This window comes from Cellulomonas sp. P2_B4 (assembly GCF_056404795.1).
On record NZ_JBFUDI010000014.1, the window covers coordinates 1 to 23,122 of the forward strand.

General features: G+C 73.2%; 21 protein-coding genes and 2 tRNA genes. 17 read left to right on the forward strand and 6 right to left on the reverse strand.

Going from position 1 to position 23,122, the window contains the following annotated elements:
* Nucleotides 1–157: 157 nt before the first annotated feature.
* Genes AC1DZC_RS18425 through AC1DZC_RS18435 form a run of 3 tightly spaced genes read right to left on the reverse strand, consistent with a single transcriptional unit; the run spans nucleotide 158 to nucleotide 3,299 of the window.
* Nucleotides 158–1,360, reverse strand: coding sequence for a DUF4350 domain-containing protein (locus tag AC1DZC_RS18425; RefSeq protein WP_477044268.1), 1,203 nt, complete (start codon nucleotides 1,358–1,360; stop codon nucleotides 158–160).
* On the reverse strand, nucleotides 1,357–2,046 hold the full coding sequence (locus AC1DZC_RS18430; protein WP_477044269.1) for a DUF4129 domain-containing protein: 690 nt from the start codon (nucleotides 2,044–2,046) through the stop codon (nucleotides 1,357–1,359). The genes AC1DZC_RS18425 and AC1DZC_RS18430 overlap by 4 nt, the downstream gene beginning before the upstream one ends.
* Entirely contained in the window at nucleotides 2,043–3,299 is a 1,257-nt protein-coding gene (locus AC1DZC_RS18435; RefSeq protein WP_477044270.1) for a glycerophosphoryl diester phosphodiesterase membrane domain-containing protein, read from the reverse strand. The genes AC1DZC_RS18430 and AC1DZC_RS18435 overlap by 4 nt, the downstream gene beginning before the upstream one ends.
* 184 nt (nucleotides 3,300–3,483) lie before the next feature.
* Here AC1DZC_RS18435 and mtrA point away from each other — a divergent pair, with 184 nt between their 5' ends.
* The 8 genes from mtrA to secA all read left to right on the forward strand — a co-directional run bounded on the left by mtrA (nucleotide 3,484) and on the right by secA (nucleotide 14,413).
* Nucleotides 3,484–4,167: an MtrAB system response regulator MtrA gene (gene mtrA / locus AC1DZC_RS18440; RefSeq protein WP_477041113.1), complete on the forward strand. Its 684-nt coding sequence runs from the start codon at nucleotides 3,484–3,486 to the stop codon at nucleotides 4,165–4,167.
* 64 nt (nucleotides 4,168–4,231) lie between these two features.
* Nucleotides 4,232–5,908 (forward strand): MtrAB system histidine kinase MtrB, encoded by a 1,677-nt coding sequence (mtrB, locus tag AC1DZC_RS18445; RefSeq protein WP_477044338.1) that lies wholly within the window; start codon nucleotides 4,232–4,234, stop codon nucleotides 5,906–5,908.
* Nucleotides 5,905–7,596, forward strand: coding sequence for an LpqB family beta-propeller domain-containing protein (locus AC1DZC_RS18450; RefSeq protein WP_477044271.1), 1,692 nt, complete (start codon nucleotides 5,905–5,907; stop codon nucleotides 7,594–7,596). Before mtrB ends, AC1DZC_RS18450 begins: the two co-directional genes overlap by 4 nt.
* Before the next feature lie 78 nt (nucleotides 7,597–7,674).
* A complete protein-coding gene (locus AC1DZC_RS18455) occupies nucleotides 7,675–8,430 on the forward strand; it encodes a ComF family protein (RefSeq protein ID WP_477044272.1) in 756 nt (251 codons plus the stop codon).
* 204 nt (nucleotides 8,431–8,634) lie between these two features.
* Complete coding sequence (gene hpf, locus AC1DZC_RS18460) at nucleotides 8,635–9,270, forward strand: ribosome hibernation-promoting factor, HPF/YfiA family (RefSeq protein WP_477041110.1); 636 nt, start codon at nucleotides 8,635–8,637, stop codon at nucleotides 9,268–9,270.
* 131 nt (nucleotides 9,271–9,401) lie between these two features.
* Nucleotides 9,402–10,625, forward strand: coding sequence for a winged helix-turn-helix domain-containing protein (locus AC1DZC_RS18465; protein ID WP_477044273.1), 1,224 nt, complete (start codon nucleotides 9,402–9,404; stop codon nucleotides 10,623–10,625).
* Nucleotides 10,622–11,602: a DMT family transporter gene (locus AC1DZC_RS18470; RefSeq protein WP_477044274.1), complete on the forward strand. Its 981-nt coding sequence runs from the start codon at nucleotides 10,622–10,624 to the stop codon at nucleotides 11,600–11,602. The genes AC1DZC_RS18465 and AC1DZC_RS18470 overlap by 4 nt, the downstream gene beginning before the upstream one ends.
* A gap of 3 nt (nucleotides 11,603–11,605) precedes the next feature.
* Entirely contained in the window at nucleotides 11,606–14,413 is a 2,808-nt protein-coding gene (gene secA / locus AC1DZC_RS18475; RefSeq protein WP_477044275.1) for a preprotein translocase subunit SecA, read from the forward strand.
* A gap of 57 nt (nucleotides 14,414–14,470) precedes the next feature.
* Here the strand turns inward: secA and AC1DZC_RS18480 are convergent, their stop codons facing one another.
* Nucleotides 14,471–15,049: an Rv3235 family protein gene (locus AC1DZC_RS18480; RefSeq protein ID WP_477044276.1), complete on the reverse strand. Its 579-nt coding sequence runs from the start codon at nucleotides 15,047–15,049 to the stop codon at nucleotides 14,471–14,473.
* The gene (locus tag AC1DZC_RS18485; RefSeq protein WP_477044277.1) at nucleotides 15,046–15,906 is read right to left on the reverse strand and encodes a LysM peptidoglycan-binding domain-containing protein; all 861 of its coding nucleotides are present in this window, start codon (nucleotides 15,904–15,906) and stop codon (nucleotides 15,046–15,048) included. The genes AC1DZC_RS18480 and AC1DZC_RS18485 overlap by 4 nt, the downstream gene beginning before the upstream one ends.
* A gap of 124 nt (nucleotides 15,907–16,030) precedes the next feature.
* On the opposite strand from AC1DZC_RS18485, the gene AC1DZC_RS18490 reads away from it, so the two are divergent.
* Nucleotides 16,031–16,555: a hypothetical protein gene (locus tag AC1DZC_RS18490; protein ID WP_477044278.1), complete on the forward strand. Its 525-nt coding sequence runs from the start codon at nucleotides 16,031–16,033 to the stop codon at nucleotides 16,553–16,555.
* Between the two features lie 2 nt (nucleotides 16,556–16,557).
* Here AC1DZC_RS18490 and AC1DZC_RS18495 read toward each other — a convergent pair whose 3' ends face one another.
* Nucleotides 16,558–16,782, reverse strand: coding sequence for a helix-turn-helix domain-containing protein (locus tag AC1DZC_RS18495; RefSeq protein ID WP_477041103.1), 225 nt, complete (start codon nucleotides 16,780–16,782; stop codon nucleotides 16,558–16,560).
* A gap of 117 nt (nucleotides 16,783–16,899) precedes the next feature.
* On the opposite strand from AC1DZC_RS18495, the gene AC1DZC_RS18500 reads away from it, so the two are divergent.
* The 8 genes from AC1DZC_RS18500 (at nucleotide 16,900) to AC1DZC_RS18535 (ending at nucleotide 23,065) form a co-directional block, all read left to right on the forward strand.
* Complete coding sequence (locus AC1DZC_RS18500; protein ID WP_477044279.1) at nucleotides 16,900–17,562, forward strand: hypothetical protein; 663 nt, start codon at nucleotides 16,900–16,902, stop codon at nucleotides 17,560–17,562.
* Between the two features lies 1 nt (nucleotide 17,563).
* Complete coding sequence (locus tag AC1DZC_RS18505; protein WP_477044280.1) at nucleotides 17,564–18,805, forward strand: CpaE/TadZ family protein; 1,242 nt, start codon at nucleotides 17,564–17,566, stop codon at nucleotides 18,803–18,805.
* Nucleotides 18,806–18,864: 59 nt separating this feature from the next.
* Nucleotides 18,865–19,329 carry a DUF6912 family protein gene (locus AC1DZC_RS18510; protein ID WP_477044281.1) on the forward strand — a complete coding sequence of 155 codons (465 nt, stop codon included), beginning with the start codon at nucleotides 18,865–18,867 and terminating at the stop codon, nucleotides 19,327–19,329.
* Between the two features lie 139 nt (nucleotides 19,330–19,468).
* Nucleotides 19,469–19,540: transfer RNA gene (locus AC1DZC_RS18515), tRNA-Gln, on the forward strand.
* A 97-nt stretch (nucleotides 19,541–19,637) separates the two neighbouring features.
* Nucleotides 19,638–19,710 (forward strand) — tRNA-Glu (locus tag AC1DZC_RS18520).
* 152 nt (nucleotides 19,711–19,862) lie between these two features.
* Nucleotides 19,863–19,988, forward strand: coding sequence for a hypothetical protein (locus tag AC1DZC_RS18525; RefSeq protein WP_477044282.1), 126 nt, complete (start codon nucleotides 19,863–19,865; stop codon nucleotides 19,986–19,988).
* 153 nt (nucleotides 19,989–20,141) lie between these two features.
* The gene (locus AC1DZC_RS18530; protein WP_477044283.1) at nucleotides 20,142–21,494 is read left to right on the forward strand and encodes an LLM class flavin-dependent oxidoreductase; all 1,353 of its coding nucleotides are present in this window, start codon (nucleotides 20,142–20,144) and stop codon (nucleotides 21,492–21,494) included.
* Nucleotides 21,495–21,523: 29 nt separating this feature from the next.
* A complete protein-coding gene (locus AC1DZC_RS18535; RefSeq protein WP_477044284.1) occupies nucleotides 21,524–23,065 on the forward strand; it encodes an ABC transporter substrate-binding protein in 1,542 nt (513 codons plus the stop codon).
* Nucleotides 23,066–23,122: the final 57 nt, after the last annotated feature.

Below are 23,122 nucleotides of genomic sequence, written 5' to 3' on the forward strand. Positions count from 1 at the left end.
CTCCTGGCGGGTGCCGGCGCCGGGCCGGGCGGGGTGCCGAGCTGCGGCGCCGGGTTCGGCGGGGTGCCGAACGGCGGGGGCGCCGCGGCATGCTGCGGTGCCCCGAACGGGGACGGGGCGGACGGCGCCGTCGGCGGCCGCTGCGGGCTGTCGTCGCTCACGATCGGTGAACCTCGCTCTCGAGATGGTCCAGGTCACGCGCCAGCTGCGCGAGCCCGTTGTCGTCCGTGGGGGGCGGCCCGTACAGGAGGGCCTCGATCTGGTCGGTGCGTCGTCCCGACGCGCGGGACAGCGCGTCGATGACGACCTGGGGCGCGGCCGAGCGCGGGAGCCCCAGGCGCGCGCAGCAGCGAGCCGTCGCCCCGGCGCGCAGGGCCGCGGCGGCGTGCCCGAACGAGCGCGAGCGCCGGTACAGGCGACCGCGACCGCGGGTGGTCTCGCCCGCCCGGACGACGACCGGCAGCTGCTCGGTCACGACGCGGCCCAGCCGGCGTCCCTTCCACAGTGCGGCGACGACGAAGACGAGCAGGAGCTGCAGGGCGAGGATGTTGACGATCGGGGGGACGACGTCGGTGATGGCGGGGCTGCCGGCCTCGCCCGGGTCGACGTCGTCCTGCGACGGGATGTACCAGACGAGCCGCTCGTTGCGCCCCAGCATCCGCAGCACGAGCGCGGCGTTGCCCTCGTCGGCGAGCTCGGCGTTGGTCAGAGGTCCGCGGTCGGTCAGGACCGTGATGCGCTGGCCGTCGGCGGTCGTCACGCCGTACGCGCCGCCCGCCGCGGTCGGCGTCCCCGGGGCCGGGAAGCAGACCACCGCGCTGTCGTCGAGGGCCTGCAGGGTGCCGGACGCGGTGATCGTGCCGGCGGCGACGGCGTCGGGGTCGTCGCACTCGGCGTCCCGCGTCTCCGACGCGCCGCCGGACGACGTCCCGTACCCGAGCGAGCCGGTCAGCTCGCCGACCGCCCAGTAGGTGTCGACGAGCACGAGGTCGGCGCCGGTCGCGCGCAGCGCGTCCGTGTGCGGGGTGTCGATGTAGCCGTCCCCGACGAGCAGGACGGTCGAGCCGGGCCCCGCGAGCCGCTCGACGTCGTGGATCCGGCGGACGTAGCGGACGTCGACGCCCTGGTCGCCGAGGATCTGCGCGGCGGCCCGCGCACCGCCCGGCAGGGCGTTGTCCGGCGCGAGCGACTCCGTCGACGTGACGGGCTTGGGGAGGGCCGCGAGCAGACCGACGACGCAGAGCAGGCCGAGGATGCCCAGCGGCAGCCGCCAGCGTCGCCACCGCGACGCCGCGCGCGATCGCCCGGTGGTCCCGTCGCCGACGACCGGTGTCGACGTGCCGGCGTGGGTGGTCGTCATGACGGCACGCTCATCACGGCGTCGACGGTGCCGGCGGGGGCCGAGGGCCGCGCGGAACGCACGCGCCCGTCGAGCGCGCGCAGGCGTCCGTCGTCGTCCGCGCCGGCCGAGGCGTGGCCGTACGCGACGGCGTCGAAGAGGCGCCCGGCGGCGACGAGCTCGGCGCCCAGGTCGGGCAGGCGGGCGGCCGCGGCGTCGGCCGCCTCGTGGGCGGTGCGCGCTGCGCGCTCGTCGAGCACCGTGCGTTCCTCGAGCCCGCGCACGATCGCGCGGAACCGCTCGACGACGGCCAGGGTCCAGTCCCCGGCACCCGCCGCGGCGTCCGCGGCCCGCCGGATCTGGTCCGAGGTCCGGGAGTCGTCGGCGTCGAGGACGCCGCGCTCGGACGCGACCCGGCGCGCGCGGCGCACCGGACCGTTCAGGACGAAGGCGATGGCGACGACGATCGCGACGACGGCGACGACCGCCAGCAGGACGAGCGGCCTGGGGACGCCGGGCGCCCTGACGCCGGAGATCTGGTCGGCGAGCCACTCGAGGATCCGGCTGAGCAGCGAGGGCTGCCGGTGGTACACGGGATCGAGGAGCTCCTCGGTGGCCCAGCGGCGCGCGGTGGCGGCGTCGGGGTCGACCGGGACGGACACGGGCAGCCGTACCGCACCGCTCACCGCCCAGGCCGACAGGATCACGCGGTCTGCTCCGCCGCGCGCGCGAGTTCGACGTCGAGGCCCTCGCGACGCATCCGGACGTCGATGTACAGCAGCGCGGTGACGGCTGCGACGAACGTCGTCGACAGCGTCAGCGCGATGATGTCGGCGATCCCGAGGATGACGATCGACGCGAACGAGCTGCCCGCCTCGTCGCCGAGGAAGAGCGCCGAGAACAGGGCGGCGGGCACGGTGAAGACATAGCTGATGATCGAGGCCAGGATGGCCGTCAGCAGCCAGATGCCGAGCAGCCGCCAGAAGCTGCGGCGTGTGAGGCGCCACGCGCGGGCGATCGTCGGCCAGAACTTCTTGCCCTCGAGCATCAGCGCGGGAGCGGCAAGCAGCGTCCGGACCGTGAACCAGATCGCGACGACGAAGAGGGCGACGGCGCTCAGGATGCCGAGCGCGACCGCGAGACCGACGCTCCCGTTGACCGCCAGGACGGCCACCACCCCGACGACGATCCCGACCACGACAATCGACGCCAGGGCGAGGAGCAGGGAGAACGCGACCACGAGCCACACGCGCCTGGACCGCAGGACGTCGCGGATCGACACGGTCTGGCCGAGCACGGACCGGCTGACCGACACGATCAGGAGTCCGGTGAGGATGGTCGTGGCCAGGGAGGTGATCGGCAGCCCGGCGATCGAGCCGGTGCTGGCGCTCCACTGGTTCTCCAGGCCCATGGTGCCCTGGGGGTCCGCCTCGCTCGCGATGTCGGCGATCTGCCCCGCGACGACGCCCTGGACGTACCAGGCGATGAGCGACTGCAGCGCGACGGCGATGGTGACCACCAGCGCCGACATGCCGAACATGACCTTGGGGTTGGCGCGGATCGCGCGGAACGCGCCGTCGTAGATCTCGCCGAGGCCGATCGGCCGCAGCGGGATGATCCCGGGCTGCAGCGCGGGGGGCCGCCACGAGGCGCCGGGCGGGGGAGCCATCGGCTGACCCCACCCGGGCGCGACCGGAGGTCCGCCCCAGCCGGGCGGCGGGGGCTGCTGGCCGTAGCCCGGAGGCTGGCCGTAGCCGGGCGGCGGCGGCTGCTGGGGATAGCCCGGCGCGGGCTGGCCGTAGGCGGGCGGGTAGCCGGGGGCCGGCGGGGTGGGTGCCGGCTGTCCGTAGGGCGGCGGCGGGGTGGGTACCGGGGGAGCCGGAGGGGTGGCGTCGCTGCTCGGACCGGTCGGGGAGGCCCAGGTCGGCTCCTGCGGCACTTCGTCGTGCGGGCTCGTCATGCGAGCACTGCTCCCTCGGCTCGGTGTGCGTTCGCGCGGGAGCCTTCTCCGGGCCCCCGCGGAGGAATCATCGTGCCACGGCGGCCGGTGCGCGGGAGGCGCGACCGGGTGATCTGTGAGCGGCGTGCCGCATCGCGGACACGTACTGGCCATCGGTCGGCCGCTGTGGTGCGAGAATGCGCGCATGAAGGGACGCGTGCTGGTGGTCGACGACGACACCGCGCTGGCCGAGATGATCGGCATCGTGCTGCGCTCGGAGGGTTTCGACCCGGTGTTCTGCGAGGACGGTGACGAGGCGCTGGGTGTGTTCCGGGCGACCCAGCCGGACCTCGTCCTGCTCGATCTCATGCTGCCGGGCAAGGACGGCAACGAGGTCTGCCGCCAGATCCGTGCCGAGTCGGGCGTGCCGATCGTGATGCTCACCGCCAAGAGCGACACCGTCGACCTCGTGCTGGGCCTGGAGTCGGGGGCCGACGACTACATCTCCAAGCCGTTCAAGCCCAAGGAGCTCGTCGCGCGGGTGCGTGCCCGCCTGCGCCGCAGCGACGAGCCGGCCCCCGAGCACCTCTCGATCGGCGACGTCTCCATCGACGTCCCCGGTCACCGCGTCTCGCGCGCCGGCAAGCCCGTCTCGCTGACGCCGCTGGAGTTCGACCTCCTCGTGGCCCTGGCGCGCAAGCCGTGGCAGGTGTTCACGCGCGAGGTGCTGCTCGAGAAGGTCTGGGGCTACCGGCACGCCGCGGACACCCGGCTGGTGAACGTCCACGTGCAGAGGCTGCGCTCGAAGATCGAGAACGACCCGGAGCAGCCGGAGATCGTCGTGACCGTGCGTGGCGTCGGCTACAAGGCGGGCGTGGCTTCGACGTGATCCTGGCGGGGGCGGCGCCGTCGTGCGTGTGAACAGCGCGTGGCGGCTGTTCCGGGCCCGCACGATGCGGCGGGTCCGTTCCGGCGCGCGCAAGTGGCGCGGCTCCCTGCAGGTCCGGGTCATCACGACGACGATGGCGATCGGCCTGGTCGCGCTCGCGGTGATCGGCGTCTACGTCAGCGACCGGATGCGCGACGGGCTGTTCCAGGCGCGGGTCGACCAGGTGCTCGAGGAGAGCGCGCGCTCGACGCTCGCGGCGCAGGCGACCTTCGACGCCTCGACGGCCACCTCCGGCACGGAGGTCCAGCGACTGCTGCACGACGTCGCGTTCGCGCAGCGTGCCGGCGGCTCCGGCGAGCGAGAGGTCTTCCTGCTGCGGGCACCCGGCCAGAAGGGTGGGGGTGTCTCGCTGACCGGCGCGGCCTCCGACCCCGACCTCATCCCGCTCGTCACCGACGATCTGCGCGTCGCCACGGCGACCGGCGGCCAGCACTGGCAGTCGGTGGCGTGGCCGGTCGACGTGGGCGAGGAGCCCGCCGTGATGGTCGGCCAGGACGTGACCGTGCGCGGCGCCGGCACGTACCAGCTGTTCTTCCTGTACAGCCTGCAGTCGGAGCAGGACCGGCTCGACTTCCTGCAGCGCACCCTCCTGCTCGCGGCCGTGGCGCTCGTCGCGCTGCTGGGCAGCATGACGTGGCTGGTGACCCGGCAGGCGGTGCGCCCGGTGCGTCGCGCGGCCGAGGTGGCGGAGCGGCTCGCCGACGGACACCTCTCCGAGCGGATGCCCGAGCGCGGTGAGGACGAGATGGCGACGCTGGCCCGCTCGTTCAACGAGATGGCCGCGAGCCTGCAGGACCAGATCCACCGGATGGAGGAGCTCTCGCTGCTCCAGCGACGGTTCGTGTCCGACGTGTCCCACGAGCTGCGGACGCCGCTGACGACGGTCCGGATGGCGGGCGAGGTCATCTACACGGCGCGCGGCAGCTTCGACCCGGCCGTGAAGCGTTCGGCCGAGCTCCTGCAGACGCAGCTGGACCGCTTCGAGGAGCTGCTGGCCGACCTGCTCGAGATCAGCCGGTTCGACGCCGGCGCCGCGGTGCTGGAGGCGGGCGGGCGCGACGTGCGCGACGTCGTCGTCTCGGCCGTGGACCACGCCACGCCGCTGGCGGAGCGCCGCAGCACCTGGCTCCGGGTGACGGTGCCCGAGATGTCGTGCGTGGCCGACATCGACCCGCGCCGCGTCGAGCGGATCCTGCGCAACCTGCTGGTCAACGCCATCGAGCACGCGGAGGGGACCGCCGTCGAGGTGACGGTCGGGGCCGACGCGCACGCGGTCGCGGTGACGGTGCGCGACCGGGGCGTCGGCATGACCCCCGACGAGGCGCTGCACGTCTTCGACCGGTTCTGGCGGGCGGACCCCGCGCGGGCGCGCACGACGGGCGGCACCGGGCTCGGGCTGGCCATCTCGCTCGAGGACGCCCACCTGCACGGCGGCTGGCTGGAGGCGTGGGGCCGGCCGGGTCGCGGGGCGTGCTTCCGGCTCACGCTCCCGCGGCGCGCGGGCATCCGGCTGACGGACTCCCCGCTGCCGCTGGTTCCCGACGAGACCCCGGCGGTCGACGCCGTCCGCATCCCGCTGGTCCGGGCGAGCACCGACCCCGCCGCGCTGCCGGAGCTCGACGACGACGTCTCGCACAATCGCGGGGCGGAACCGTCCGACGAACGGCAGGAGGTCCGATGAGCAGCAGCCGCCGACGGCGGGCGACGATCGCGGGCGTCGCCGCGACCGCCCTCCTCCTGCTGTCCGCCTGCGTCGCCATGCCGACCTCAGGCCCCGTGCAGAAGAGCGACACGAAGGTCTCGACCCAGGAGGACGTCGATGTGCTGGCCCCGGGGCCGGAGGAGGACGACACGCCCCAGCAGATCGTCGACGGCTTCCTGACGGCGAGCGCGGCCGGGTTCTCCGACGACTTCGCCCGGGCCCGCGAGTACCTGGCCGGCGCGGCGAAGGTCGAGTGGAAGCCGCTCTCGGGCCAGGTCGTCGCCGGACCGATCGAGTGGGGGCCGTCCACGAGCGACGCGCAGATCGTCGGGAACGTGCCGGTGGCCGCGCGCGTCGACGGCGACGGCCGGTACGTCGAGGCGCCGCCGAACGCGATCGAGTCGGTCACGTTCGACCTCGTGCAGGACGACGCCGACCAGTGGCGCATCTCCGGCGTGCCCGACGGGCTGATCCTGCAGGAGCAGGACTTCGAGCGGACCTTCCAGTCGGCGGCCCTGTACTTCCTCTCGCCCGACCAGACGTTCCTGGTGCCCGACACCCGGTGGCTGCCGAAGAAGAACCTGCAGACGTCCGTGGTGCGTGAGCTGCTGGCCGGCCCGTCCCCGTGGCTGAGCGACGCCGTCACCACGGCCATCCCCGAGGGTGTCGAGATGAACCCGGAGGCCGTGCCGCTGGGTCGCGACGGGGTGGCGCTCGTCGGCCTGAGCCCGCAGGCGGTCGTCACCAAGGCGGACCGGGGGCTGCTGCTCGCGCAGATCGAGGAGAGCCTGCGACCCGTGCCCGGCGTCGGCTCCGTCGAGGTCGTCGCGGTCGCGGCCGGCGGGAACGCGGTGACCGACGGGGTGCCGCTCGAGGACCCCGCGAAGCTCGAGCGTGGCACCGCCCCCTCCGGCAACGTCGAGTTCCTGCAGGACGACCGGCTCGTGTACCTCTCCCGCGACGACGTCTCGCCGGTGCCGTCCGTCGGCTCGCTCGAGGGGCTCGACCCGCGCAGCCCCGCCAGCAGCGTCGACGGAAGCCTCCGCGTGCTGCTGTCGGGGCCCGACACGCTCATCAGCGCACCGACGGCTGTCGCGCCCGCCGCCACCCTGTACGAGGGCACGGGTCTCGCGGCACCCTCCGTCGACCGGCTCGGCTGGACCTGGACCGCGTCCCAGGACGACGGGATCGTGGCGGTCAGAGCGGGCTCGTCGACCGTGTCGGTGAAGGCCGACTGGCTCGTCGGCAGGACCGTGCGGGCCCTCCGGGTCGCGGCGGACGGCACCCGGATCGCGGTGGTCTCCGCGGGGGCGGACGGCGTCGCGATCGAGGTGGCGGGGATCATCCGCGACGAGTCCGGGTCGCCGCAGCAGCTCGGGGTCCCTATCCGCGCGGGCGCGTCGATGGTGGACGCCACCGCCGTGGACTGGGTGGACGAGTCGACGCTCGGCGTCCTGGGGCGCAGCACCTCGAAGGTCGCGGTGCACCGGGTCCCGGTCTCCGGTCCGACCTCGTCGCTGCCCGAGGTCTCCGACCCGTCGGCGATGGCCGGGGGCACGGTCATCTACGTCACCTCCCTCGACGGCGGGCTGCGCCGGTTCGTCGGCTCCACGTGGGCCCCGGTCGCGGGCGTCACGGGGGCGTCCTACCCGTCCTACCCCGGCTGAGCCGACCTCAGCCCGGCTGACCGCCGGCCGCTCGCCCGGGAGGGTCGCGGCGAGGTCGACGCCGACGATGCTGGTCGCGTGACCTCGGTGCTGCGCGACCTCGTGGGGCTGGTGCTGCCGGTGGAGTGCGCCGGGTGCGGTCGCGACGACGTCGCCTGGTGCCCGAACTGCGCCGCGCTCCTGGCGGGCGAGCCGTGGCGGTGCGAGAACCGGGCCCCACGCCTCGACCGGATGGACGGGCGCGGGCCGCTGCCCGTGTGGACGCTCGCGGACTGCACGGGGGACGTCCGGCGGGCGGTCATCGCCTGGAAGGACCGGGGCCGGGTCGACCTGACCGGCGTCCTGGCGCGCGCGGTGGCCGACGAGGCGCGGCACGTCGCGGGCTCGCTCGCGCCGGTCGCGCCGCTCCTCGTCGTCCCCGCGCCGTCGACTCCCGCCTCCCGGCGGCGACGCGGCGGCAACCTGGTCGACGCCCTCGCCGCGGCGGTCGTCGGTGGGCTCGTCGACGGCGCGGTCCCGGCCGAGATCGGGCGCGTGCTCCGCCGGGCCCGTGGCGGCGACCAGGTCGGGCTCGGCGCGCGGGAACGCGCCCGCAACCTCTCCGGCCGGCTGTGGGTCCCCGGTCGCTGCGTCGGTGCGGTCGCCGGTCGTCGCGTCCTGCTCGTCGACGACGTCCTGACCACCGGAGCGACGTTCTCGGCGGCACGCAGCGCGCTCGAGCGGGCCGGCGGCGCCGTCGTGGCCGCCCTCACGCTCGCCTCCACACCGGGCCCCGCGCGGTCGCCGGCGCTGCCGGACCGGCCGGTTGTCCGCCCCTCGGACGCATGGGGGTGATCACCGGCGTGGGAGTGGTCACGGATGGGTCACGGGGTTAACGTGGGGAGCCAGAGCCGGCGCCGAACCGGGGGGACCTCACAGGTCGTCCGGGCTCGGCTGCGGGAGGAGGTGACGCCGCCCGACTGCCCTCAGGGCAGCCCAACGCATGTCACCCCGGGCGGGCGAGTCAAGCTCCGCCCCCGACCCTCGCAGGAGGCTCACATGGAGATCGTGGTTGCCGGCCGGCACACCGAGGTGCTTCCGAAGTTCCGGACGCACGTCGAGCAGAAGCTCGCGAAAGTCGAGCAGCTGGCCCCCCGCGCCCAGCGGATCGATGTCGTCGTGTCGCACGAGACGAACCCCCGCCAGTCCGGAAGCTCCGAACGCGTCGAGCTCACCGTGGTGGACCGAGGTCCCGTGATCCGCGCCGAAGCGTGCGCAGACGACAGGTACGCCGCTCTGGACATGGCGCTCGGCAAGCTGCTCGAACGGCTTCGTCGCACCCGTGACCGGCGCAAGGACCACCGCAACCACACTCCGATCGCCCCCGTCGACGTCCGGCCCCCCGAGCCCGAGCCCGAGGCGGCCGCACCCGTGGACCCGCAGGCCGCCGTGGAGACGACGCTCGGCGACTCGCCGGTGATCATCCGCGAGAAGGTGCACGCTGCCCAGCCGATGACCGTCGACGACGCGCTCTACGAGATGGAGCTGGTCGGGCACGACTTCTTCCTGTTCATCGACGCCGAGACCGCCCAGCCGTCCGTGGCGTACCGCCGACGTGGCTGGAGCTACGGCGTGATCAAGCTCGACACGGCCGTCGCCACGAACCACGTCCCGCAGGCGGTCGGCGTCGGCTGACGCACCTCCCCATCTGCACACACCTCGACGCCCGGCCGGCAGCAACCGGCCGGGCGTCGTCGTTCCCGGTGGTCCGTCGGCGATGCGCCGTGTGGTCGTCCCATGTCGGAGGTGGACGGCAGGATGGCCCCGTGACCGTCGAGCGCCTCAGCCTGTCGCAGGCCCGCCGCATCACCCTGCGCGCCCAGGGGCTCGACGCGCCCCGACCCAGCAGGGCCGCGCCCGCGAACATGAGGCAGTTCCAGCAGGTGGTCGACCGGCTGGGCGTCCTGCAGATCGACTCGGTCAACGTGCTGGCCCGCGCGCACCTGATGCCCGCGTACTCGCGCCTCGGCGCCTACGACCCGGCACTGCTGGACCGGGCGTCGGGGCGGGCGCCGCGGCGGCTCGTCGAGACGTGGGCGCACATGGCCTCGTTCGTGCCGCCCGAGACCTACCGGCTGCTCGTCTGGCGGCAGCGCGCCTACCTGGACGAGGCGTGGGGCTCGATCGCCGACGTCCCCCTGCAGCACAGCTCGATGGTCGACGAGATCCGCGCAATCATCACGGCGCGCGGCCCGATCACGGCGTCGAAGGTCCAGGAGACGTTCGAGGCCGACCACCCCACCACCCGGACGGAGTGGGGCTGGAACTGGACCGTCGCCAAGCGGGTGCTCGAGTTCCTGTTCTTCACCGGCGAGGTCACCTCGTCGGGTCGCAACGGGGCGTTCGAGCGCCAGTACGACCTGACGTCGCGCGTGCTGCCGCCGGCGCTGCTCAACGCACCCGACCTGCCCCGCGACGACTGCGTCCGCGCCCTGGTCGAGATCGGCGCGCGGGCGCACGGCATCGGCACGGTGCGCAGCTTCGCCGACTACTTCCGCATCAAGCTGGCCCCCGCCGCCCGCGCGATCGCCGAGCTGGTGGAGGAGGGCGTCCTGACCGAGGTCACCGTCGACGGCTGGACGGAGGGACCGGTCTGGCGCCACCGCGACGCCACCCTGCCGCGGCGGGCGACCGGTCGGGCGCTGCTCAACCCGTTCGACCCGCTCGTCTTCGAGCGTCGCCGCCTCGAGGCGCTGTTCGGGCTGCGGTACCGCATCGAGATCTACGTGCCCGAGCCCAAGCGCGTCTGGGGCTACTACGTGCTGCCGTTCCTGCTCGGTGAGTCGATGCCCGCCCTGGTGGACCTCAAGGCCGACCGCCAGGCCGGCGTCCTGCGCGTCCAGGCCGCCCACCGCACCCCGGGCTCGCAGTCGCACGTCGTGGAGGAGCTCGCCGCGGAGCTGCACGAGCTGGCCGGGTGGCTCGGGCTCGGGGAGGTGGTCGTCGCGGACCGCGGCGACCTCGCCCCCGCTCTGCGAGCCGTCGTGTGAGCCACGTGAGCAGCCGGCGGGACTTCGGCCTCGTCGCTCTGGGCGCGATCCTCTGGGGAACCGGTGGCCTCGCCGGGGCCGCTCTGGCCGACTCCGCCGGCCTCGCGCCGCTCGTCGTCGCGTCCTACCGGCTGCTCGGCGGTGGCGCCGTCCTGCTCGTCGCGCTCGCGGTGACGGGCCGGCTGCGCGGCCTGGCCCGCACGCGCCCGGCGCTGGTGCGCATCGTCGTGACGGCGCTGCTCCTCGCCGTCTACCAGGGCGCCTACTTCGCGGCCGTGGTGCGGGCCGGCGTTGCGGTGGCCACGCTCATCGCCCTGGGGGCCGCGCCACTGCTCGTCGCGATCGGTACCGCCGTGAGCTCGCGCCGCGCGCCGGCCGCCCGCACCGTCGTGGCGCTCGCGCTCGCCCTGGTCGGGCTCGTGCTCCTCGTCGGGCGGCCGGGCGACGCGGCAGGCAGCGCCCCCGCGGGCGCGGCGCTCGCGTTCGTGGCGGCGGCGGCGTTCGCGACGATGACCGGGCTGAACCGCCGCCCGGTGCCCGGTCTGTCCCCGTTGCCCATGACGGCGACCGCGTTCACGCTCGGCGGAATCCTGCTGCTGCCCGTCGCCGCGGTCGTCGGCCCGACCGTCGGGCTGCCGGACGACGCACAGGGGTGGCTGCTGCTCGCCTACTTCGCGATCGTGCCCACCGCGGCCGCCTGGGGAGCGTATTTCACGGGGCTGCGGGGCGTCCCGGCCACCACGGCCACGCTGCTCGCCCTGCTCGAACCGCTCACCGCGACGGTCGGGGCGGTCCTGCTGCGCGGGGAGCAGCTCGGCGTCGCAGGCGTGGTCGGGGCGGTCCTTCTGGGCACGGCGGTCGTGGTTCTTCGCCCACGCCCCGCAGGCTCGCCTACGATGGACGGGCCCGGCCGTGCGGCCGGCACCCAAGCCGCTCCGACGCCGCGCGCGCCCGGAGTGCGAACACGTCGGGAGTAGTGCGTGCCAGCGATCCTCGAGAAGGTCCTGCGCCTCGGTGAAGGCCGGATCGTCAAGAAGCTGTCGGGCATCGCCCAGCAGGTCAACACCCTGGAGGACAGCTTCGTCGCGCTGTCCGACGCCGAGCTGCGCGAGGAGACCGACCGGTTCCGCGCACGCCTGGCGGACGGGGAGTCGCTGGACGATCTGCTCGCCGAGGCGTTCGCCGCGGTGCGCGAGGCAGCACGCCGCACGCTCGGGCAGCGGCACTTCGACGTCCAGCTCATGGGCGGCGCCGCGCTGCACCTCGGCAACATCGCCGAGATGAAGACCGGTGAGGGCAAGACCCTCGTCGCCACGGCCCCCGCGTACCTCAACGCGCTCGCGGGCAAGGGCGTGCACGTCGTCACGGTCAACGACTACCTGGCCAGCTACCAGGCCGAGCTCATGGGGCGCGTCTACCGCTTCCTCGGCCTGACCAGTGGTGTCATACTCTCGTCGCAGCGTCCCTCCGAGCGCCGCGAGCAGTACGCGGCCGACATCACGTACGGCACCAACAACGAGTTCGGCTTCGACTACCTGCGCGACAACATGGCGTGGAACACCGAGGAGCTCGTCCAGCGCGGCCACAACTTCGCCATCGTCGACGAGGTGGACTCCATCCTCATCGACGAGGCGCGCACGCCCTTGATCATCTCCGGACCGGCCACGGGCGACGCCAACCGCTGGTACGCCGAGTTCGCGAAGGTGGTGCGCCGCCTGCAGGCCGAGCGCGACTACGAGGTGGACGAGAAGAAGCGCACCATCGGCGTCCTCGAGCCCGGCATCGAGCGCGTCGAGGACTACCTGGGCATCGACAACCTCTACGAGTCGCTCAACACGCCGCTGATCGGGTTCCTGAACAACGCCATCAAGGCCAAGGAGCTGTTCAAGCGCGACGTCGACTACATCGTCAAGGACGGCGAGGTCCTGATCGTCGACGAGCACACCGGCCGCACGCTGCCGGGCCGTCGCTACAACGAGGGCATGCACCAGGCGATCGAGGCCAAGGAGGGCGTGGCCATCAAGGCCGAGAACCAGACGCTCGCCACGATCACCCTGCAGAACTACTTCCGCCTGTACACCAAGCTCTCCGGCATGACCGGTACCGCCGAGACCGAGGCCGCCGAGTTCCAGGGCACCTACAACCTCGGCGTCGTGCCCATCCCGACCAACCGCGACATGCAGCGCATCGACCAGCGCGACTTCGTCTACAAGAGCGAGAACGGCAAGTTCGACGCGGTCGTCGACGACATCGTCGAGCGGCACGCGAAGGGTCAGCCGGTGCTCGTCGGCACCACGAGCGTCGAGAAGAGCGAGCTGCTCTCCGCCAAGCTCAAGAAGCAGGGTGTCCCGCACGAGGTCCTGAACGCCAAGCAGCACGCGCGTGAGGCGTCGATCGTCGCTCAGGCGGGCCGCAAGGGTGCCGTCACCGTCGCGACGAACATGGCCGGCCGCGGTACCGACATCATGCTCGGCGGCAACGCCGAGTTCATGGCCGTCGAGGAGCTCGAGGCGCGTGGCCTCGACCCCGCCGAGAACGCCGAGGAGTACGAGGCCGCGTGGCCGACCACCTTGGCCAAGGCCAAGGAGTCCGTCGCGGCCGAGCACGACGAGGTCGCCGACCTGGGTGGCCTGTACGTCCTCGGGACGGAGCGGCACGAGTCGCGTCGCATCGACAACCAGCTGCGCGGTCGTTCCGGCCGTCAGGGCGACCCGGGCGAGTCCCGGTTCTACCTCTCGATGCAGGACGACCTCATGCGCCTGTTCAACTCGGGTCTGGCGGAGTCGATGATGACGCGCGCCGGGTTCCCCGAGGACATGCCGCTCGAGTCGAAGATCGTGACGCGCGGCATCCAGTCCGCGCAGTCGCAGGTCGAGTCGCGCAACTTCGAGATCCGCAAGAACGTCCTCAAGTACGACGACGTCATGTCCCGCCAGCGCGAGGTCGTCTACAAGGAGCGTCGTCGGGTCCTGCAGGGCGAGGACCTGCACGTCCAGATCACGCACTTCCGCGAGGACGTCCTCACGGACTACGTCACGGCCGCGACGTCCGAGGGTCGCCCGGAGGACTGGGACCTCGACGCGCTGTGGACCGCCCTGAAGGCGGTGTACCCGATCTCGATCACGCCCGACGAGGTGGTCGAGGAGGCGGGCGGGGCGACTCGCCTGACCGCGGCCCAGCTCACGCGGGAGATCCTCTCGGACGCCCAGGTCGCCTACGCGGAGCGCGAGGAGTCGATCGGCGCGGACAACATGCGTCAGCTCGAGCGTCGCGTCACCCTGTCGGTCCTCGACCGCAAGTGGCGCGAGCACCTCTACGAGATGGACTACCTGAAGGAGGGCATCGGCCTGCGGGCGATGGCCCAGCGCGACCCGCTGGTCGAGTACCAGCGCGAGGGGTTCCAGCTCTTCAACGCGATGAACGACGCGATCAAGGAGGAGACGGTCGGCTACCTGTTCAACCTGGAGGTCCAGGTCCAGGACGAGTCCGCGCCCTCCTCGCCGATCACGCTCGACTCGATCGCCGACGCCCAGACGACCGCAGGTGCCGCGGCGGCCGACCGGCCCGCCGCCGGCAAGCTGGTCGCCAAGGGCATCGACGGTCCCGCCGAGCAGGCGCCGCTGCAGTACTCCGCCCCGTCGGTGGACGGTGACGGCGGTGTGGTCACCCGCGGGACGAACCCCTCGGGCAAGAACGGCGGCGCAGCGCCCACGGCCGGTGCACCCACCGGCGGCACCGCCAACCGCGAGGAGCGCCGCAAGGCGGCCAAGCAGCAGCGCAAGCGCTGAGCACCATCGTCGACGGCCCGCCTCCCGATCCGGTGAGCGGGCCGTCGGCGTACTCAGTCAGCCGATCTCCAGGGCCGTCGCGCGCCAGGCGCCGCGGTGCGCCTCGAGCCGGAGAGCGACGGCCCGCACCCGGCCGGAGTCGTCTGTGACGACGCTGACCTCGTGCGCGGTCGCGACGATCGGCGTCAGCCGCACGCGCCGGACCACCGGGCGTCGCTCTCCCTGCGGGGTGCGCAGCACGCGCGCGGTCAGGCTGCTGCGGACCTGCAACGCCTCGTAGACGCCCGGCGCCAACCAGCGCGCGAGCTGGGCCACCGGGCGGCGACCGGCCAGCACCTCCAGCGCGGCGAGGGCGATGGAGCAACCCACGGCACCGGGGTCGGCCGACGGGACCGCGCTCGGTACGTCCTCGTCGTCCGCGGCCGCCGACGTCTCGCGCGCCCGCAGGACCGAGATGCGCGCGGCGACCGTCGGATGGACGGGTTGGGCGGGGCCGGTCGCCCGCGGGACGAGCGCCCTCTCCGGTGAGGCGACCAGGCGGATCCGGGGCTCGGGAGCGGCCGGCTCCTCCTCGCGCACCCGGGCGAACGCGTCCTCCGCGCTCGACTGCGCCAGCTCGACGGCGACCGCGCTCATGACGCCGCCCCGTCCTGCACGACGGGCGCCGCGAGCTCTTGACCGGGGACGATCAGACCGGGGTCCGACCCGATCACCGACGCGTTGGCGTGGTACCACTGCGGCCACGACGCGGCAATCTCCGCGTCGGTGGCGTCGGGCGCGAGATGTCGCGCGGCGATGGCCCAGAGGCTGTCGCCGGCGACGACGACCACGGGCTCGGACTCCGCGGGTGCGAGGGCGGGCGCGGGCGTCGCTGGAGCCGCTGCGATCGCGGCGGGCGGATCGACCACCGGCTCGGCGACGGGAACCAGCGGCGGCACGGCGGCGGTCGGACCGGTCGCCGTCGGTTCTGCGCTCGTGGTGGTCGGCAGTACGCCGTGACCGGCCGACTCCGCATCGGCGCGGGTCGTCACCGGCCAGCCGAGGTCGTCAGCCGTGACCGTCGCCGGGGGCGGTGTCGGTGCGGGGGCCACCGCGGAGGCACCGGTGACGGAACCGAGCCCCACGGTCGCGCCGACCATGAGCACGAGCGCCCGACGCACGACCGCGGGAGCGCACCGGTGGACGAGCCGCTCCCCGCCCCGCCAGCTCGACCCGACGAGCCGCACGGCCAGGCAGCCGAGCGCGAGCAGGGCGGAGACGGCGAGCCACGCGGCAACCAGCGCCCCGACACCGCAGACCGCGACCTCCAGGAGCGCGTCGACCGTCCGCATCGACGAGCCGGTGACCAGCGAGAGCACGCGCATCGCGAGCACGAGGGCCAGGGCGCCACCGGCCGCCGTTGCGGCGAGGAGTCCGAGCGCCGCCGTGGCGACGGAGGGCCGGCGCGGGGGAAGGGGCGCGGTCCTGCTCCGGGGCGCCGTATCGATCACCATGGTTGACCCTCAATCGTGTCGTTTGATGCAGTTTGATCTCGCTTGTAGGTCATAGATGTACCTGAATGTCCGATTCGTGTCCAGTGCTGTCCCACGATCGGGTCGCGGGCCCTACGGTGCTCGGATGCGATGGGAGCAGCTGTTCGCGGACATGGAGGCCCAGCTCGCGGCGGCCCGGTCGGCGGACCTGCGCGCCGAGGTCGCCGAGCTGGCGCGGGCCGAACGCGCCTCGGTGACCCTCTCGGCGCGCGTCCGCGCATCAGTCGGGCACACGCTGCGGATCCGGATCGACGGCGCCGAACCGCTTGCCGGGACGCTGCTGGAGGCGGCGCCCGAGTGGCTCCTGCTCGCCACGCCGCCGGCGAGGCGAGCGCTCGTCCCGCTCTCGGCGGTGGTCGCGGTCGACGGGCTCGCCATCGACGCGGCACCTGCGGTCGGCGTCGTCGAGTCCCGGCTAGGGCTCGGTCAGGTGCTGCGTGCGCTCTCGCGCGACCGGCTCGGTGTCCGGGTCGTCTCGGGTGGGGCGGAGGTCGTCGGCCGCATCGACCGCGTCGGAGCGGACCACCTCGACGTCGCGGAGCTCGGGACGCAGGGGCGGGCGCTGTGGGCGGTCCCGTTCGACCGGCTCCAGGTCGTGCACGAAGCCTGAGGTCAGGCGTCCGCGCTCGAGGTCGCGTCCGAGGTGTTGCGCGCGCGGGTCTCCTCGTACATCCGCTGGATGTACTTCTCGAGCTCGGCGGACTCGACGCGCCACTGCAGCCGCCCGCCGATCTGGATGGCGGGCAGATCGCCCGAGCGCACGAGGGCGTAGGCCTGCGGGGCCGAGATGTTGAGCACCTCGGTGACGTCCGCGAGGGTCAGGAACCGCGAAGGCATGACCGCAGTCTGGCACGCACGGACGCCAGAACCGGTTTGTCCACAATGCACCGTTCTCGCCCACGGGGGGTGCTCGGCGCGGCAGGATGCACAGGTCTGCCGACGAACAGGGGAGTCATGGACACCAGCGTCATCGATCTGCCCGCGCCCGTCGCGGCCAGGCTGCGTCGGCCGGGCTGGCGTGACCCGCGGCTGCTCGCCGGCATCGCGATGGTCGCGGCGTCCGTGCTGCTCGGCTCGTGGGTCGTGCGGACCGCGCAGGCGACGGTGCCCGTCTACGTGTCGCGAAGCGCGCTCGTCCCGGGCGACCGGCTCGAGCCGAGCCGGCTCGCCGTCGTGGACGTCCGCCTCGGCACCGTCAACCTCGACCACTATCTGCGCGCGGACCAGCCGCTCGAGGACGCGGTCGTCGTGCGCGTCGTCGGCCGCGGCGAGCTGGTCCCGGCCTCGGCGGTGGGGGATGCCGGCGACCTGGACCTGCGGCCCGTGTCGGTGACGTTGGAGCGGACCCCGTCCAGGGACGTGACCGAGGGTGCGCAGGTGGACCTCTGGTTCACGCCGACGCCGCCGTCCGGCGAGGATGCCGAGCCCGCCGAGCCGGTGCAGCTCGCGACGGACCTCGTCGTGGCCGAGGTGACCTCGCAGGACGGTGCGTTCAGCGTGGGCGGCGGGGCCCAGGTGCAGGTGCTCGTGCCGAGCGGCCGGCTGCCGGACATCCTCGCGGCGCTCGCGGCGGACGGCACGCTCGACGTGGTTCCTGTCCCCGGCTCGGGGAGCTGACGTGCCGGTCGGGGTGCTCTGCGCGGTCCACGGCTCCGCCGAGTCGATCATCGTGCAGGCGGTCGAGCGCTCCGGCGGCCGGCTGAGCGTGACGCGCCGCTGTGCCGACCTCACCGAGCTGCTCGCGGCCGCGGAGGCGGGCCTGGGGCGCCTGGCGGTCGTCTCGGGCGACCTGGACCTGCTCGACCGGGAGGCCGTCGAGCTGCTGCACCGCGCCGGCGTGCGGGTGGTCGGGGTCGGCGACGCGACGCGGCCCTGGCTCGGGGAACGGCTGTCGGCCCTCGGCGCCGACCTGGTGGTCATGGCGCCGCAGGACGAGGACGCCGGCGGCACGGTCGTGCGCGAGGCGCTCGCGATCCTGGACGCGACAGGCACACCCGAGAGTGCGGTGCCGCCGCCCGAGGAGGTCCCCGTCCGCCGGCCGGCCGCCGGTCTGGTGGTCGCGGTGTGGGGTCCCACCGGCGCGCCCGGACGCACGACCGTCGCCGTGAACGTCGCCGCGGAGCTCGCCGCCGCAGGCCGTCGCACGCTCCTGGTCGATGCCGACACGTACGGCGGCTGCGTCGCGCAGGTGGTCGGCATGCTCGACGAGGCTCCGGGACTGGCCGCCGCGGCCCGCGCCGCCGGTCAGGGCTCCCTCGACCTGATGGCGCTGGCACGGCTGACCCCGCAGATCGCGCCCGACCTGCGGGTGCTGTCGGGCATCTCGCGGGCGGACCGTTGGCCCGAGCTGCCGTCGTCGTCGCTGGACGCCGTCTGGACCGTCGCCCGCTCCCTGTCGGAGTGGACGGTGGTCGACTGCGGTTTCAACCTCGAGCAGGACGAGCTGCTGAGCTACGACACCCGCGCCCCGCGCCGCAACGCCGCGACCCTCAGCGCACTGGAGGCCGCCGACGTCGTCATCGTCGTCGGCTCGGGTGACCCGGTCGGCATCCAGCGTCTCGTGCGCGGACTGAGCGAGCTGGCCGACCTCGGCCTGGCCGGCACGCGGATGGTCCTGGTCAACCGCGTCCGAGCCTCCGTCGCCGGGGCGCACCCGGGGGAGGCCGTCGAGCAGGCGCTCGCCCGGTACGCGGGCGTGACGGACGCCCACGTGGTCCCCGACGACCGCCCGTCCCTCGACGCGGCGCTCCTGGCGGCGCGCACGCTGCGCGAGGTCGCGCCCGGCTCGCCGGCCCGACGGGCGCTCGCGGCCGTGGCGGTCCAGGTGGACTCGGTCCTGGCGGCAGTCCCGGCCGGCTGACCGGACGTGCCCGGGCGCGGGAGCGGACCGATCTCGGCTCCGCCCGGCACACTGGAGGCGTGCGCATCTACGTTCCCGCGACCCTCGACCAGATCGAGCCCGCAGCAGGCCCGCTGACGCCCCGCCGGGTGCACGCCGTCACGCCGGCGCTGCGAGCGATGTTCCCCGACGAGGACGACGAGGGTCTCGAGTTCGCGGCGCAGCTCGCGGCAGCGGACGACTCGCTGGCCCTGCTCGGCGAGCTGCCGGGCGCACCGCGGGCACGGCTCGTCGTCTCGGTGGACGTCTCCGAGGACGACGTGCGGCCGTTGCTCGACGACGACGAGGTGCCGAGCGCGCTGGACCTCCTGCGTGCGGTGGACCGCGACGACATCGCGTGCGTGCACGTGGACGAGCCGGGGGTCGGCGCCGACGTCGACGCCGCGATCACGGGCGACGACGCGGCGATCGAGCGCCTCGACGAGCGCGACCTGCTCTGGTACGACGCGTCGGAGCTCGGTCAGCTCAGCGCGATCCCGCGCTGAGCGTGGCATTCGTCACGGCCGACGGAGCTGGTTGGACCCGGTCCCCGCGACCGGGTAGTGTTCACCGCCGGTACGACGTCCGGTCGCACGCACACCCGCCCCGCCAGGCGGCTCGCGAGCGCCGGGCGTTATACCCCCATGGGGTATGGTGTAATTGGCAGCACGACTGATTCTGGTTCAGTTAGTCTAGGTTCGAGTCCTGGTACCCCAGCGCGGCCATGCCGTACTGATGGATGGTTCGGTGCACCGAGGTGCATCGGGTAGAGTGTTCAACCGCAAGCAGGGCCCACGGGCCTCGCAGCGTATAGGCCCCCGTTGTGTAGCGGCCTAGCACGCCGCCCTCTCACGGCGGTAGCGCCGGTTCGAATCCGGTCGGGGGTACATCACGAGAGGCCCGGTCCACTGGACCGGGCCTTTCTGCATTCTCGGGCCCCGACGAAGGCATGCGACCGCGACACCGATCGCGCTGCGTGATCGGTGGCGATGCGCACGCGTCGTTGGACGTGCCGTGATGCCGGCACCAGACTCGTCCCATGACCTCGGTCCTCAGCCTCGCCCCGCGCCGCACGGCGCTGACCAGCCCCGCGCTGGTCGTCGTGCCGCGTGCGTGTCGACGCTGTCCGGACTCGATGTCGAGCCGCAGCCTCGCGCGTCGCTGACCTCGCGCCGCCCGCTGTCGCCCGTCGGCTGAGCCGACCTCCCGCCCTCTGCCAGGGCCACCTCCGCACGAGCACCGACACCCGTCTGCCTCCGAGCAGTCGGGCGCCGGTGGTGCGCGCACACCCGAAAAACACACCACCAGGAGCTCCATCGTGACCACTCGTCAGCTCAAGCTCGGCGCCGTCCTTATGGGCGTCGGCGGCCCGGGGCAGCACGCCACCTGGCTCAGCCCCGAGATCCCCGGCAACGCCTCCGTCGACATCCACTGGTACATCGAGCGTGCCCGGCAGGCCGAGGCGGCGAAGTTCGACCTCGTCTTCATCGTCGACAGCCAGTTCATCACCCCCGACTCCCCGCACCACTACCTCAACCGCCTCGAGCCGCTGACGCTGCTGTCCGCCCTGGCCGTGAGCACCAGCAACATCGGGCTCGTCGGCACCCTGAGCACGTCGTACAACGAGCCGTTCAACGTCGCCCGCCGGCTCGCGAGCCTGGACCTGATCAGCGGCGGGCGGGCCGGCTGGAACGTGGTGGCGACGGGCGACGGGGGCACCGCGGGCAACTACAGCCGCGACGAGCACTTCGACTACGCCACCCGGTACGGCCGGGCCCTCGAGCACGTCAACGTGGTCAAGGGCCTGTGGGACTCCTACGAGGACGACGCCTTCCCGCGCGACAAGGAGGCCGGCGTGTTCCTCGACCGGTCGCGCCAGCACCAGCTGAACCACAAGGGCGAGTACTTCTCGGTCGTCGGTCCGCTGAACATCGAGCGCTCGCCGCAGGGGCAGCCGGTCATCTTCCAGGCGGGCGACTCGAACGAGGGTCGCGACCTGGGCGCCACCATCGCGGACGCGATCTTCACGCACGCGCCGACGCTGGAGGCCGGCCAGGCGTTCTACCAGGACATCAAGGCGCGGGCCGTCGCCCAGGGCCGCAACCCGGAGCACGTCCTGATCCTGCCCGGCGTCTCGCCGATCATCGGCGACACCGACGAGGACGCCCGCGCCAAGGAGCAGGCGATCCTCGGCAGCAAGAGCTTCGAGCGCGCACTCGCGGAGTTCGGCCGGCCGTTCGGCTGGCACGACTTCTCGCAGTACGACCTGGACGCGCCGTTCCCCGAGGTCGGCGACCTGGGCGACCGCAGCTTCAAGACCCAGGCCGAGCGCATCAAGGCGCTCGCGAAGGAGAACGGCTACACGCTGCGCGAGGTCGTGCAGGTCGTCTCGACGAGCCACCGCTCGCCGTTCGTCGGCTCGGCGCTGACCGTCGCGAACGAGATCCAGCGCTGGTTCGAGGGCCGGGCGTTCGACGGTCTCAACATCCACACCAGCGTGCCCAGCGAGTTCACCCGCTTCACCGACGAGGTGCTCCCCATCCTGCGCGAGCGGGGTGTGGTCCGCAGCGAGTACGAGTCCACGACGCTGCGCGGCAACCTCGGCCTCCCGATCCCCGAGAACGTGCACACCGCCGCCCGCCGGGCGCAGCGCCAGCCGTCCCTCGTCTGAAGTCCCACCCACACCAACCGGAAAGTCCCATGAGACGTCTCAGAACAGCCGCAGCCCTGACCACCGCACTCACCGCGTCGCTCCTGCTCGCGGCGTGCGGCGGGACCGCCGGCGGAGCCGCCCCGGCCGATGCCTCGCACACGCCCGATCGTGACCAGCCCCAGGTCCTCAAGTGGGCCATCGACTTCCCGGCCAGCTGGGACCCGGTCGTCTCCGGCAGTGGTGCGCAGTTCCGCATCCTGTCGCTGGCCTACGCCTCGCTGACCGAGATCGACGAGGACGGCGTCGCGCAGCCCGGGCTCGCCGAGAGCTGGGACTACAACGCGACCGGCGATGAGGTGACGTTCCACCTGCGCGACGGGCTGAAGTTCAGCGACGGGACGCCGCTGGACGCCGAGGCGGTCAAGCTCTACCTGGAGCGCGCCAAGACGCAGGAGAACTCGGCCCTCGATGGTGACCTCGGCTCGATCGCGTCGGTCGACGCCGCGAGCGCCACGGACGTCGTCGTGCACCTGACACAGACCGACTACCAGCTCCCGCTCCTGCTCGGCCAGCGCGTCGCCCAGATCACGAGCCCCGAGGCGGCGAAGGACCCGGCGAAGCTCACCACCTGGCCGGTCGGCGCCGGACCGTTCGTCGTCAAGGAGCTCGTCGCCGGCTCGCACGCGGTGCTGGTGAAGAACCCGGACTACTGGGACGCGGCGAACATCGACATCGACGAGGTCGACCTCTCGGCCGCCCCGGACCCCGCCACCGTGGTCTCGGGCATCCAGACGGGGGTCTTCGACTTCGCCTACCTCGCCCCGAGCCAGGTCAAGGCCGCCGAGGCCGCCGGTCTCGACGTCGTGAAGCAGCCCGGCTACAACGCGGCGAACATCAGCCTGAACATCAACAAGCCGCCGTTCGACGACCCCGTGGTGGTCGATGCGGTGCGCTACGCGATCAACCGCGACGAGTTCGTCAGCAAGGTCACGTTCGGCACGGGCTCGGCCACGGACCAGCCGTTCCCGGCGGGGTACATCGCGTACGACAAGCAGTCCGAGGACCTGTACCCGTACGACCCCGACAAGTCCAAGGAGCTGCTCGCCGAGGCGGGCCACCCGAACGACATCTCCGTCGACCTCGTGATCCCGACCGAGCAGCCGGCGGCCGAGATCGTCCAGTCCCAGCTCGCCGAGGTGGGCATCACGGTGAACATCAAGGTGCAGCCGGACTGGGCGACGCCGTTCTTCGCCAAGGATCTCGCCCTGTCGCTCTACGGGACGACGGGCCGGGAGTCGCCGGTGCAGACGCTGACGGCCCATTTCGGTCCGCAGGGTCCGCTGAACCTGTCGAGCCCGTACACGCCCGAGGGGTTCGACGCGGCGATCGCGCTGGCCCGTCAGACGCCGCTCGACTCGCCGGACTACGCGAAGAACCTGCAGGCGGCGACGCGTGCGGGCCTGGAGAGCCAGGCGCTGGTCTTCACGTACAGCCAGCCCAACCTGTTCGTGAAGAGCCCGCGGGTCTCCGACCTGCCGGCCATCCCCGGCCAGGTGCACTGGACCGGCGTCACGGTCTCCGACAAGTAGCCCGACCCCCGGGGGGCGCGCCACGCGCCCCCGGGGACGGACCCCGAGAGGAGGGGA

What these genes read in the sequence shown, in the direction of transcription:
- AC1DZC_RS18425 (WP_477044268.1), bottom strand. Translation starts at nt 1,360, where the DNA reads ATGACGACCACCCACGCCGGCACGTCGACACCGGTCGTCGGCGACGGG.
- AC1DZC_RS18435 (WP_477044270.1), bottom strand. Translation starts at nt 3,299, where the DNA reads ATGACGAGCCCGCACGACGAAGTGCCGCAGGAGCCGACCTGGGCCTCC.
- mtrA (WP_477041113.1), top strand. Translation starts at nt 3,484, where the DNA reads ATGAAGGGACGCGTGCTGGTGGTCGACGACGACACCGCGCTGGCCGAG.
- mtrB (WP_477044338.1), top strand. Translation starts at nt 4,232, where the DNA reads ATGCGGCGGGTCCGTTCCGGCGCGCGCAAGTGGCGCGGCTCCCTGCAG.
- AC1DZC_RS18450 (WP_477044271.1), top strand. Translation starts at nt 5,905, where the DNA reads ATGAGCAGCAGCCGCCGACGGCGGGCGACGATCGCGGGCGTCGCCGCG.
- hpf (WP_477041110.1), top strand. Translation starts at nt 8,635, where the DNA reads ATGGAGATCGTGGTTGCCGGCCGGCACACCGAGGTGCTTCCGAAGTTC.
- AC1DZC_RS18480 (WP_477044276.1), bottom strand. Translation starts at nt 15,049, where the DNA reads ATGAGCGCGGTCGCCGTCGAGCTGGCGCAGTCGAGCGCGGAGGACGCG.
- AC1DZC_RS18485 (WP_477044277.1), bottom strand. Translation starts at nt 15,906, where the DNA reads ATGGTGATCGATACGGCGCCCCGGAGCAGGACCGCGCCCCTTCCCCCG.
- AC1DZC_RS18490 (WP_477044278.1), top strand. Translation starts at nt 16,031, where the DNA reads ATGCGATGGGAGCAGCTGTTCGCGGACATGGAGGCCCAGCTCGCGGCG.
- AC1DZC_RS18495 (WP_477041103.1), bottom strand. Translation starts at nt 16,782, where the DNA reads ATGCCTTCGCGGTTCCTGACCCTCGCGGACGTCACCGAGGTGCTCAAC.
- AC1DZC_RS18500 (WP_477044279.1), top strand. Translation starts at nt 16,900, where the DNA reads ATGGACACCAGCGTCATCGATCTGCCCGCGCCCGTCGCGGCCAGGCTG.
- AC1DZC_RS18525 (WP_477044282.1), top strand. Translation starts at nt 19,863, where the DNA reads ATGACCTCGGTCCTCAGCCTCGCCCCGCGCCGCACGGCGCTGACCAGC.
- AC1DZC_RS18535 (WP_477044284.1), top strand. Translation starts at nt 21,524, where the DNA reads ATGAGACGTCTCAGAACAGCCGCAGCCCTGACCACCGCACTCACCGCG.